This is a genomic window from Streptomyces lydicamycinicus, assembly GCF_000829715.2.
Taxonomy (GTDB): domain Bacteria; phylum Actinomycetota; class Actinomycetes; order Streptomycetales; family Streptomycetaceae; genus Streptomyces; species Streptomyces lydicamycinicus.
The window spans coordinates 473,946-485,565 of sequence record NZ_BBNO01000006.1 but is presented as its reverse complement, the minus strand read 5'-3'; the positions used below and the strand labels follow the sequence as shown (position 1 = coordinate 485,565).

The 11,620-nt window shown below is 70.6% G+C and carries 9 protein-coding genes and 2 rRNA genes; 5 read left to right on the top strand and 6 right to left on the bottom strand.

All coding sequences use genetic code 11. The annotated features are described in order from the left end of the window. The 4 genes from TU31_RS22555 to TU31_RS39390 form a co-directional block, all read left to right on the top strand. Nucleotides 1-383 (top strand): 23S ribosomal RNA (locus tag TU31_RS22555); the annotation flags it as partial. 114 nt (nucleotides 384-497) lie between these two features. Continuing rightward, nucleotides 498-614 (top strand): 5S ribosomal RNA (gene rrf / locus TU31_RS22550). A 261-nt stretch (nucleotides 615-875) separates the two neighbouring features. Continuing rightward, entirely contained in the window at nucleotides 876-2,009 is a 1,134-nt protein-coding gene (locus TU31_RS39395; protein ID WP_219819213.1) for a TrbL/VirB6 family protein, read from the top strand. Further along, nucleotides 1,937-2,701, top strand: a complete 765-nt coding sequence (locus TU31_RS39390) for a tetratricopeptide repeat protein (RefSeq protein WP_370682752.1) — start codon at nucleotides 1,937-1,939, stop codon at nucleotides 2,699-2,701. Before TU31_RS39395 ends, TU31_RS39390 begins: the two co-directional genes overlap by 73 nt. Before the next feature lie 86 nt (nucleotides 2,702-2,787). Here TU31_RS39390 and TU31_RS22535 read toward each other — a convergent pair whose 3' ends face one another. The 5 genes from TU31_RS22535 to TU31_RS22515 form a co-directional block, all read right to left on the bottom strand. After that, nucleotides 2,788-4,605 (bottom strand): IucA/IucC family protein, encoded by a 1,818-nt coding sequence (locus tag TU31_RS22535; protein ID WP_042157527.1) that lies wholly within the window; start codon nucleotides 4,603-4,605, stop codon nucleotides 2,788-2,790. Continuing rightward, nucleotides 4,602-5,171: a GNAT family N-acetyltransferase gene (locus TU31_RS22530; protein ID WP_042157525.1), complete on the bottom strand. Its 570-nt coding sequence runs from the start codon at nucleotides 5,169-5,171 to the stop codon at nucleotides 4,602-4,604. The genes TU31_RS22535 and TU31_RS22530 overlap by 4 nt, the downstream gene beginning before the upstream one ends. Continuing rightward, nucleotides 5,168-6,484: a lysine N(6)-hydroxylase/L-ornithine N(5)-oxygenase family protein gene (locus TU31_RS22525; protein WP_042157523.1), complete on the bottom strand. Its 1,317-nt coding sequence runs from the start codon at nucleotides 6,482-6,484 to the stop codon at nucleotides 5,168-5,170. The genes TU31_RS22530 and TU31_RS22525 overlap by 4 nt, the downstream gene beginning before the upstream one ends. 34 nt (nucleotides 6,485-6,518) lie before the next feature. Further along, nucleotides 6,519-8,048 carry a pyridoxal phosphate-dependent decarboxylase family protein gene (locus tag TU31_RS22520; protein WP_042157521.1) on the bottom strand — a complete coding sequence of 510 codons (1,530 nt, stop codon included), beginning with the start codon at nucleotides 8,046-8,048 and terminating at the stop codon, nucleotides 6,519-6,521. A gap of 152 nt (nucleotides 8,049-8,200) precedes the next feature. After that, entirely contained in the window at nucleotides 8,201-9,466 is a 1,266-nt protein-coding gene (locus TU31_RS22515) for a DUF1015 family protein (RefSeq protein WP_042157519.1), read from the bottom strand. A gap of 171 nt (nucleotides 9,467-9,637) precedes the next feature. Between TU31_RS22515 and TU31_RS22510 the strand changes: the two genes are divergently transcribed. Further along, a complete protein-coding gene (locus tag TU31_RS22510; RefSeq protein WP_042157518.1) occupies nucleotides 9,638-10,663 on the top strand; it encodes an HAD-IIA family hydrolase in 1,026 nt (341 codons plus the stop codon). Between the two features lie 23 nt (nucleotides 10,664-10,686). Here TU31_RS22510 and TU31_RS22505 read toward each other — a convergent pair whose 3' ends face one another. Then, on the bottom strand, nucleotides 10,687-11,577 hold the full coding sequence (locus TU31_RS22505; RefSeq protein WP_042157516.1) for a siderophore-interacting protein: 891 nt from the start codon (nucleotides 11,575-11,577) through the stop codon (nucleotides 10,687-10,689). Nucleotides 11,578-11,620 lie beyond the last annotated feature (43 nt).

Sequence of the window (11,620 nt, the reverse complement as noted above, 5' to 3'; positions counted from 1 at the left end):
ATCCTGGGGCTGGAGTCGGTCCCAAGGGTTGGGCTGTTCGCCCATTAAAGCGGTACGCGAGCTGGGTTTAGAACGTCGTGAGACAGTTCGGTCCCTATCCGCTGTGCGCGTAGGAGTCTTGAGAAGGGCTGTCCCTAGTACGAGAGGACCGGGACGGACGAACCTCTGGTGTGCCAGTTGTCCTGCCAAGGGCATGGCTGGTTGGCTACGTTCGGAAAGGATAACCGCTGAAAGCATCTAAGCGGGAAGCCTGCTTCGAGATGAGGGCTCCCACCAACTTGATTGGTTAAGGCTCCCAGTAGACGACTGGGTTGATAGGCCAGATATGGAAGCCCGGTAACGGGTGGAGTTGACTGGTACTAATAGGCCGAGGGCTTGTCCTCAGTTGCTCGCGTCCACTGTGTGGTTCCCGGGTTGCGAACAGTCGCAATCGCTGGTTGAACCAAGTTTCACTCTTTAACTAAAAAGTGTGCTTGTTCGCTAGAACCCGATAGGGTTTCGGTGGTCATAGCGTTAGGGAAACGCCCGGTTACATTCCGAACCCGGAAGCTAAGCCTTTCCGCGCCGATGGTACTGCAGGGGGGACCCTGTGGGAGAGTAGGACGCCGCCGAACAATCTTTCAGGACCCTTGGTCCCAGCGTTCACGCTGGGACCAAGGGTCCTTTTTGTTTTTCCGAAGCGCGCCGAACTGGTCGGTGCGCGAGAATGAATGCAGTACCGAAGACAGGAGTCACGTCGATGTCCACCAATTCTTCCGACGATCGTTCGGAGCGCCGGCCGCAGCGGCGCGACGACGGCGACCGCGGTGGTTTCCGGCGTGACGACCGCGGGTCGCGTGGCGACAACCGTGGTGGTGACCGCGGAGGTTACCGACGTGATGACCGCCCCTCGGGTGGCGACCGTGGTGGATACCGCGGTGGCGACCGGCGGGACGACCGCGGTGGGGACCGTGGCGGCTTCCGTAGGGATGACCGCGGGCCGCGGCGGGATGACCGTTCGTACGGCGGCGACCGGCGGGATGATCGCGGTGGGTTCCGTCGTGATGACCGGCCGTCCGGTGGCGATCGCGGTGGTTACCGCGGTGGCGACCGTCGCGATGACCGCGGTGGAGACCGCGGCGGTTTCCGTAGGGACGACCGTTCCCATGGTGGTGACCGTGGGGGATTCCGCCGTGATGACCGGCCGTCCGGTGGCGACCGTGGTGGCTTCCGCCGTGACGACCGCCGTGACGACCGTCGTGATGACCGCGGTGGGTTCCGTCGTGATGACCGGCCGTCCGGTGGCGACCGTGGTGGTTACCGCGGTGGTGACCGTCGCGATGACCGTGGTGGGGACCGCGGCGGCTTCCGTCGTGATGACCGTGGTGGCGATCGGGGTGGGTTCCGTCGTGATGACCGGCCGTCGGGTGGCGACCGTGGTGGGTTCCGTGGTGGCGACCGGCGGGACGACCGCGGCGGGGACCGTGGTGGCTTCCGTAGGGATGACCGTGGGCCGCGGCGGGATGATGAGCGTGGTGGCGGGTTCCGGCGCGACGACCGCGGTGGGGACCGTCCCGGCTTCCGGCGGGACGACCGCGGTGGGGACCGTCCCGGCTTCCGGCGGGACGACCGTGGTGGATACCGCGGTGGTGACCGGCGCGATGATCGCGGCGGGGACCGTGGTGGCTTCCGGCGGGACGACCGGCCGTCGGGTGGCGACCGTGGGGGGGTCCGTGGCGGTGACCGGCGCGATGACCGCGGTGGCGACCGTCGGGACGACCGCGGTGGTGACCGGGGTGGGTTCCGTAGGGACGACCGTGGGCCGCGGCGCGATGACCGTGGGGGGTTCCGGCGGGATGACGAGCGTGGGGGGCGTCGGCCGTACGGCGGTGGCCGGGGGCGGGATGACCGCCGGGACGATCGCCGTGATGACCGGCGGGACCGGGATCGGGAGCCGATCAAGCGGCTGCCGATTCCGGAGGATGTCACCGGGGACGAGATCGACAAGGATGTGCGTCAGGAGCTGCTGAGCCTGCCGAAGACGCTGGCTGATGATGTCGCCAAGAACCTGGTGATGGTGGCGAAGCTGCTGGACGAGGACCCGGAGCAGGCCTACGGCTACTCGCGGGTGGCGCTGCGGCTGGCGTCCAGGGTCGCGGCGGTGCGTGAGGCCGCGGGCTTCGCGGCGTACGCGGTCGGCAAGTACAGCGAGGCGCTGGCGGAGTTCCGGGCGGCGCGGCGGATGACCGGCAGCGTGGAGCTGTGGCCCGTCATGGCGGACTGCGAGCGTGGTCTCGGCCGTCCGGAGAAGGCGATGGCCATGGCCGGTGAGCCCGAGGTGCAGAAGCTCGACAAGGCCGGCCAGGTCGAGATGCGGCTGGTCGCGGCGGGTGCCCGGCGGGACATGGGCCAGGCGGACGCCGCGGTGGTGACCCTCCAGAGCCCGGAACTCGCGTCGAGTGCGGTGCACCCGTGGACGGCGCGGCTGCGCTACGCGTACGCGGATGCCCTGCTGGCGGTCGGGCGTGAGGACGAGGCGCGCGACTGGTTCGCCAGGGCGCTGGAGGCCGACCAGGGCGGTACGACGGACGCCTCGGACCGGCTCGCGGAGCTGGACGGTGTGGAGTTCACCGACGCGCTGGAAGAGGCCGACGAGGCCGACGAGGCGGACGCGGCCGAGGACGACGGCGCCCAGGGCGAGGCCGGTTCCGCGAAGGACTGAGCCGGCCGTCGGCTGAGCCGATGTGACGCATGAGGAAGGGCGGGACCCCGGGGAGGGGTCCCGCCCTTCGGCGTGTGGGGGTGCGGTCAGGAGGCCGGAGCGTAGGGGGCGAGGGGGTTGCGGAGGGTGCCGATGAGCTGGAGGGCGCCCGCCGGGTCCTGGAGGTCGACCATCTCCTGGTTGTTGCGCAGCTGGAGGCGGTTGAGGCAGGAGAGCGCGAACTCGTCGGTGAAGAGGTCGTAGCGCTCGAACTTGTCGGCGAGCTGGGGGGTGGCCGCCTGGTAGTCGGTGACGCAGGCGGCGACCGTGCGCCAGAAGGTGTCCTCGTCGAGGATGCCGTGGTCGTCGAGGATGCTGCTGAGGAAGCGGAAGAAGCAGTCGAAGACGTCGGTGAAGACGGACAGGAGTTTCTTGTCCTCGGGGACATCGGCGCGGATGCGTTCGACGGCGGGCGGCAGCACCGCGTCGGGGTCCATGACGGCGATCTCCTCGGCGATGTCCTTGAAGATCACGCGGGCCACGGCGCCGTCCTCGATGACCAGGATGGCGTTCTCGCCGTGCGGCATGAAGACCAGGTCGTAGGCGTAGAAGGCGTGGAGTACGGGCGTGAGGTAGGCGTCCAGGTAGCGGCGGAGCCAGACGGCGGGTTCCAGGCCGGACTCCTCGATGAGGGCGGCGGCGAGGGAGCCGCCGTCCTCGTCGGTGTGCAGGAGGGAGGCCATGGTGGCCAGGCGCTGACCCGGTTCGATGGTGGGGACGGGGCTCTCGCGCCACAGGGCGGCGAGCATCTTCCGGTACGGGGAGCCCTTGGCCGTGGCGGCCTCGTACTGCCGGTGGTGGTAGCCGAGGGCGGCGCGCTCCCGGATGATCGAGAAGCGGGCGGCCCGGAAGGTGTCATCGGCGTCGATGAGGCGGGCCAGCCAGTCGTTGATGGCCGGGGTGGCCTCCATGTAGGACGCGGACAGACCGCGCATGAAGCCCATGTTGAGGACGGAGAGGGCCGTTTTGACGTAGTGCTTGGTGGGGCTGGTGGTGTTGAAGAAGGTGCGGATCGACTGCTGGGCCAGGTAGTCGTCGTCACCGGGGCCCAGGCACACCAGGCGCTGCCGGGCGACTTCGGCGGCGAAGGTGACGGAGAGCTTGTTCCACCACTGCCAGGGGTGGGTGGGGAAGAAGTAGTAGTCGGCGGGGTCGAGGCCGAGGGTGGTGAGGGTGGCGGTGAAGCGGGCGCGGGTGGTGTCGGGGAGTTCGTCGCGGATCAGGGCGTCGTAGTCGAGGCCGGCGCCGGCGGTGAAGGTGGCATGGTCGCGGTGGGCGGCGAGCCAGATCAGCCGGAGCGGGGCCGCGGTCTCCGGGGCGTAGGCGTGGTACTCGTGGATGCCGAAGCCGAGCCGGCCGTTGTTGGCGACGAAGCAGGGGTGGCCCTCGGTCATGCCGGTCTCGACGGCCTGGAAGTCCGCCTTCGCGAGCTCCGCGGCGGAGGGCCGGCCGGCGGCGAGTTTGTAGGCGGTGCCGGAGAGGGTGGAGCTGATCTCCTCCAGGTAGACCGGGAGGATCGCCTCGCCGAGGCCCAGGGAGTCACGGAGTTCGAGGAAGAACGCCAGGGCGTCCAAGGGGAGTTCGTCGTGGTCGCGGTGCCGGGTGATGCTGTCGGCGTCGATCTGCCAGTGGTCCAGGGCTCGTCTGCGGGCGGCGAAGCGGTACTCGGTGGCGCCGTCGTCGCTGCGTACGGCGTAGTGGCCGTCCTGCGGGAGGCGCCGGGGGGTGAGCAGCCGCTCATGGGCGAACTCGGCGAGGCCCTTGCGGATCAGCAGCCGGTTGGCGCGGGCCCACAGACCGGGAGTGAGGTGGGCGACGGCGTCCCGGGCGGACAGGTGCGGGGTGCCGTCGGAGGGGGCGGTCATCGGTGGTCTCCTCGGGTGGCCAGGAACTGGTCGCGGGTGCAGGTGCTGAGGTAGGCGTCTTTGGAGGGGAGCGAGACGGTGCGCAGGACCTCGAAGCCGACGGCCTTGTTGAGGGCGTGGACGGCGGTGTTGCGCGCGTCGGGCTCGACGACGACGCGGCGGGCGTCCGGGTCGGCGAAGAGCATCTCCATGACGGTGGTGATCACGGCGAGGGTGAAGCCGTGCACGGGGGTGTCGGTGGGCGCCGACAGGAAGTGCATGCCGACGTCGCCGGGTTCGGCGGCGTGGATGCCGACGAGTTCGCGGTGTGCGGGGTCGTAGCGCTCCATGAGGAAGGCCGGGGTGCCGTTGTGCAGGCCGAGGAAGGCGTCGTGGAAGGGGTCGGCGGATATGCGCGCGAATTCCTTCTCGACGGCGGCGAGGTCGCAGTCCTGCATCAGCCAGAAGGCGGCCTTGGGGTGGGTGACCCAGCGGTGCAGCAGTTCGGCGTCGCCGTACGGGTCGACCGGGCGGAGCGAGAACTCCCCGAGCGCGGCGTCGGTGCGGGTGAAGAGGGGGGTGGTCATGCCGGGAGCTCCATGGGGTGGTGCGGGCCGGCCGGGGCGGCGAACTCCTGGAAGGCGATGGCCTTTTCGACCGGGTAGTACTCGCGGCCGAGCAGCTCGCGGATGATGCACGCGTTGCGGTAGGCGGCCATGCCGAGGTCGGGGGTGACGAAGCCATGGGTGTGCAGCTCGGCGTTCTGCACGAAGATGCCCTGGCCGGTGGTGTCGATGCTGTAGTTGCGCGCGACGTCGTAGCGGCCGGCGTCGTCCCAGACGATGCGGTCGCGGACGGGGGAGAGGAAGTCCGGTACGCGGTAGCGGTAGCCGGTGGCGAGGATCAGGCCCTGGGTGTCGAGGGCGAAGTCCGTGCCCTGTTCCTCCTGGCGCAGGCCCAGGGTGTAGGTGCCGGACGTCTCGTCGTAACTCGCCTGGTGCAGGGCGGTGTTGGTCAGGAGCCGGGTGGGGACGGGGCCGGCCAGGTTCTTCTGGTAGAGCAGATCGAAGATGTCGTTGATCAGCTCGGAGTCGATGCCCTTGTAGAGGTGCTTCTGGGTGGCGTTGAGGCGGTCGCGGGTGGCCGGCGGGAGGGCGTGGAAGTAGTCCACGTACTCCGGGGAGGTCATCTCCAGCGTGAGCTTGGTGTATTCGAGGGGGAAGAAGCGCGGGGAGCGGGTGGCCCAGGTCAGGTGGTAGCCGTGGCTGTCGATGTCCTGGAGGAGGTCGTAGTAGATCTCGGCCGCGCTCTGGCCGCTGCCGATGAGGGTGATGCTGTCCTTGGCCTGGAGGGCGGCCTTGGCGTCGAGGTACCCGGCGTTGTGCAGCAGATCACCGCCCAGGTCCCGGCAGGCGTCGGGGACATACGGCGGGGTGCCGGTGCCCAGGACGAGCCTGCGGGCGCGGAAGGTGTGACGTTCGCCGGTGGGCTGCTCGGCGTGGACGGTGTAGAGCTCTTCGCGTGCGTCGTATTCGACGGTGGTGACCCGGTGGGCGAAGCGGACGGAGTCGAGTTTGCCGGCCGCCCAGCGGCAGTAGTCGTTGAACTCGGCGCGCAGCGGATAGAAGTTCTCGCGGATGTAGAACGAGTACAGCCGCCCCGATTCCTTGAGGTAGTTCAGGAACGAGAAGGGGGAGCTGGGGTCGGCGAGGGTGACCAGGTCGGCCAGGAACGGCACCTGGAGGTGGCTGCTGTCCAGCATCATGCCGGGGTGCCAGTCGAAGGACGCCTTGTCGTCCAGGAACAGGCCGTCGAGTCCGTCGATCGGCTCGGTCAGGCAGGCCAGGCCCAGGTTGAACGGGCCGAGGCCGATGGCGATGAAGTCATAAGGGGCGGACACACGGGTCTCCGATGGGGACTGTTGGCGGGGAGGGTCAGCGCGCGCTGAGGGCCGGCCGGGGCTGCTCGGCGAGGAAGCTGCCGGCGTGCTCGGCGATCAGGTCGAGGACGGTGGCGATGTCCTCGAGCGTGGTCTCCGGGTTGAGCAGGGTGAACTTGAGGTAGTGGCGGCCGTCGACGACGGTGCCCGCGACGATCGCCGCGCCGGAGGCGAACAGCGCCTCCCTGGCGTGCAGATTGACCCGGTCGCTGAGCTCGGGGTCCCGGTCGGTGGAGGGGACGTAGCGGAAGACCAGGGTGCTCAGCCGGGGCTCGACGACGACCTCGAAGCGGGGGTCGTCGTGCAGCAGTTTCCAGGCGTCCGCGGCCCGGTCGATGACCTCGTCGAAGAGTTCGCCGACGGCCTGGGCGCCCATGATGCGCAGGGTGAGCCAGAGCTTGAGGGCGTCGAAGCGGCGGGTGGTCTGGATCGACTTGTCGACCTGGTTGGGGATGCGCTGCTCCACCATGCGGCGGGGGTTGAGATAGTCCGCGTGGTAGGTGACATGTCGCAGGGTGGCGCGATCGCGGACCAGGAGGGCGCTCGAACTGACCGGCTGGAAGAAGGACTTGTGGTAGTCCACGGTCACCGAGGCGGCGCGTTCGATGCCGGTCAGCAGGGCGCGGCGGCGGGAGACCAGCAGTCCGCAGCCGTAGGCGGCGTCGACATGCATCCAGGTGCCGTACCCGGCGCACAGGCCGGCGATCTCGGGAAGCGGGTCGATGGAGCCGAAGTCGGTGGTGCCGGCGGTGGCAACGACGGCCATGGGTATCAGGCCGTCACGCCGGCAGCGGGCCAGTTCGGCGGCGAGCGCGTCGGTGCGCATGCGCTTGCTGTCGTCGCTGGGGACGGCGATGACGGCTTCGGCGCCCATGCCGAGCAGGGTGGCCGACTTGCGGATGCTGAAGTGGCTGCATTCGGAGGTGAGGATGCGCAGCCGGGGCAGTACGTCGGTGAGCCGGGCATCCGTCGTACCCTCGCGGCTCAGTTCCCGGCGGCAGGCCTCGTCGCGGGCGAGCAGCATGGCCTGGAGGTTGGACTGGCTGCCGCCGCTGGTGAAGATGCCGTCGGCCGCCTCGCCCAGGCCGATCCGCTCGGCCGTCCAGTCGATCAGCCGGCGCTCGATGAGCGTGCCGCCCGCGCTCTGGTCCCAGGTGTCCAGGGAGGAGTTGACGGCGGAGAGCACGGCCTCGCCGACGAGGGCGGGGATCACCACGGGGCAGTTGAGGTGCGCGAGGTAGCGCGGGTGGTGGAAGTAGACGGCGTCGCGGAGGTAGACCTCTTCGAGTTCGTCGAGCGCGGCGGCCGCGTCGTGCAGCGGGCTGTCGAGGTCGACGCCGGCGATGGTGGGGGTGAGGCCGTCGACGGTGATGCCGGTGAACGGCTGGGCGGTGCCGGCGATTTTGGCGCTGATCCGCGTGACGCTCTCGGTGACCGCGCTGTGGTAGTGGCGGGCGGTGCCGTTGTTGAGCAGATACGCCCGGTGGTCGGCCGGGTCCTCGGCGGAATGCGCGAGGAGACTCATGAAGGTGTCCTCCCTGGTGCGGAGTTGACCACGTCCTGCGCAGGACGGGGTGTGCGCAGGGGCAGGGAGACCCCGCCCGGCGACGTAGTGAGGTTAGCCTAACCTAACTAGTCGCGGGGCGGGGTTGAGGGACCGTGACGGCGCCCTGAAGGTCAGTTCTCGTCGCCGTCCAGGGTGCGCAGGACCAGGCCCGTGGCGGGCTTGGGGCCGAAGGAGGTGGACTTCCGCGGCATCGTCACCCCGTGCTCGGCGAGCTGACGGACCGTCTCCTCGGAGGTGGCACGCATCAGCACGGCCGTCCCGCCGTGCCGGGCGGCCTGCTCGACGGCGGCTTCGGTGTGATGCAGATAGCCGATGTCCGACGGGTGGTCAGGAATGTGCCAGACCTCGTCCAGCAGGACGGAGTGCAGCACGGTGGCGTCCAGCTGCCGCCAGGCCTCGGGCCGGTCCCGGCGGATCGTCCGGTCCAGCAGACCGGGGTCGGGACGGTCCAGGAGATGGAAGGAGTCCGGACCGCCGGCGAGCACGAAGGCGGTGCCGGGCGTCTCCTCCAGGGCCTCCATGGCGGCGGACAGCTCGCCGGGGAGGGTACGGGCACGGAAGGCGCCGGCCAGGTCCGCCAGCGCCTTGGCGGGCGGCAGATGCGGCAGTACCCGGTGGATCGCGCGGACCTGGAGCGGGTAACGGGCGGTGTCCACCAGCAGCACCAGACCGGAGGCCCAGGGTGAGCCGGCGGTGGCGCCGGGCCGCTGCTCGTACAGCCGCTGGTAGGTCGCCCAGCGGTGGTGGCCGTCGGCGATCAGGGCCTGCCGGCGGGTGAGGTCGTCGTCGATGGCGGTGAGGTCGGCCGGGTCGGTGACCGCCCACAGGCGGTGCGCGAAGCCGTCCTCCGTAGTGGTGGCGAGCAAGGGCTCCCGCTCCACCACGCGCTCGATGACCGCGGCGGCGCCGGTCGCGGTGCCCTCACCGCGGTAGGAGAGCAGCAGCGGTTCGAAGTTCGCGGCCGCCGCCCGCATCAGGGCGGCCCGGTCCTCGACCACCTCGGGGATGACGCCCTCGTGCGGCAGCACCGGACCGTCCAGGCGCAGCGCCCCGATCAGCCCGCGCTGGAGCACCTCACCGGCGCGCTGCTCGTAGACGTACAGCGCGGGCTCGGTGTCCTGCGTCAGCACGCCCTCGCTGCGCCAGCGGTGCAGGGTGTCGGCGGCCTGGCGGTGGCGGGTGGTGGGGTCCGCGGCGTGCGGGAGGATCAGCCGGACGATGTTGTACGGATCGGCGGTCTCCAAATGGCGCACGCCGTCCGGCCGGACCACCACGTCGTACGGCGGGGACATCACAGCGGTCAGGCTGCTGACCCGCTCCGGGGCGTAACGCAGCCCGCGGAACGGGAGGAGGCGGAGGCCGTCGGTACTGGTCATTGAAGAATGCTATGCCGCCGGACGGATGAGGGAAGATCGGGGGACAGCCCGTGGGTGGCTGGAAATATCGGTATGCGCGAAGTGGAGGGCGAGCGTCCCCACGGTGCGGTGAGTGCGCCCCCGGGGGCGGCGGATCCCCGGCGCGATGTGTGGAGCGAGGAGCGAGACGGCATGAACGAGCAGGTTCGCAGGCGGCCCGACGGGTCCCGGCAGGCGCTGAGCGAGGCATATGACACCGCGCTGCTGGATCTGGACGGGGTGGTCTACGCCGGCGGACAGGCCATCGAGCACGCCGTGGAGTCGCTGACCCGCGCCCGCAAGGGCGGAATGCACCTCGCCTATGTGACCAACAACGCCGCCCGGACCCCGCAGGCCGTCGCCGACCAGCTGTCCGGTTTTGGTCTGCCGACCGGTCCGGACGATGTGATCACCTCGGCGCAGGCGGTGGCGCGGCTGATCTCCGAGCAGGTGCCGTCGGGCTCGCGGGTGCTGGCCATCGGCGGCGAGGGGCTGCGGGTGGCGCTGCGCGAGCGCGGTCTCGTCCCGGTCGGCTCCGCGGACGACGACCCGGCGGCCGTGGTGCAGGGCTACGACCCCTCGCTGGACTGGGAGCGGCTGGCGGAGGCCGCGTACGCGGTGCAGCGCGGGGTGCCTTGGTTCGCGTCCAACACGGATCTGACGATCCCCAAGGAGCGCGGGATCGCGCCCGGCAACGGTGCGTTGGTGGAGGTGGTCCGGATCGCCGCGGGCGGCAGCCCGCAGGTGGCGGGCAAGCCGCAGCCGCCGATGCACCGGGAGACGGTGCTGCGGACCGGGGCGCGGCGGCCGCTGGTGATCGGCGACCGGCTCGACACCGACATCGAGGGGGCCAGCAACGGTGAGGTCGACTCGCTGCTGGTGCTCACCGGCGTCACCACACCGGCCGCGCTGCTGGCGGCCCCGCCGCAGCACCGCCCCGCCTATGTGGACGAGGATCTGCGCGGGCTGCTGACCCCGCAGCCGGAGGTGACCGCGGCCGACGGCGGTTTCCGGTGCGGTGGCTGGTGGGCCGAGGCGGCCGGCGACACCCTGCGGGTGGCCGGCGAGGGCACACCGGTCGACGGGCTGCGGGCGCTGTGCGCGGCGGCCTGGACGGCGGCGGGGGACGGCAGTTACGCGGCGGACACGGGGCCGGCGCTGGCGCGGATCGGCAGGTGAGACGGTGTCCCGGCGCGCGGGGATCAGTCCTCCTCGGGTGCCGGGGCACCGGCCGTCAGCTCCGCGAGCAGCTCTTCCTCGGAGGCGCCACGGCGCCAGTAGCCGGTGAACTTGACGGCCCTGCGGTCGATGCCGCGCTCGCGGACGAGATGCCTGCGCACCGCCTTGACGGTGCCGGACTCGCCGGCGATCCAGGCGTACGGGGTGCCCTCGGGAAGCTCGGCGGCGCGCAGGGCGTCGAGCACCGGCTCGTGCCCTGCGGCGGTCGCCTCGTTACGGACGAGCCAGGTGATGTCGGTGTCGGCGAAGGACGGCAGCTGCTGCCGGTCGTCCTCGTGCGCGATCTCGATCCAGACCTTGGCGCGGGTGCCGGGGGAGAGCCAGGACAGGATGCCGGCGATCGCGGGCAGTGCCGTCTCGTCGCCGGTGATCAGGATCCAGTCGGTGCCGGCCGGCGGCCGGAAGTCGACACCGCCGTTGTCCTCCACGGCCGGGGCGAGGACGGTCAGCCGGTCGCCGGGCCGGGCGTGGGCGGCCCAGCGGGAGGCGGGGCCGCCGGCCAGCGGCGAGGCTCCCGGCCCGGCACCGTGCAGCGCGAAGTCGACATCGAACTCCCGTGGTTCATGGCGCTGTTCGCGGATGGTGTACGAGCGCATCACCGGCCGCTCGGCCGGGTCCTGCGCCCGCCAGGCGGTGTACCAGCCGTCGCCGGTGTCGTGGAAGACCGGCCGGTCCTGGTGGGGCTGCGGGAGGAAGAGCTTGAAGCGCTGGTCACGACCGCCGGAGGCCAGTTCGGCCAGCCGTTCACCGCCGAAGGTGACCCGCACCACGGAGGGGCTCAGCCGTCGGGTCCGTACGACATGCACGTCGAAGAAGCGGAACGGTGCGGTGGCGGGTGCGGCGGTCGTGGTCATGTGGGGGACCTCCCGGGACGGGGCGCGGACTGTGCGGTGTGGT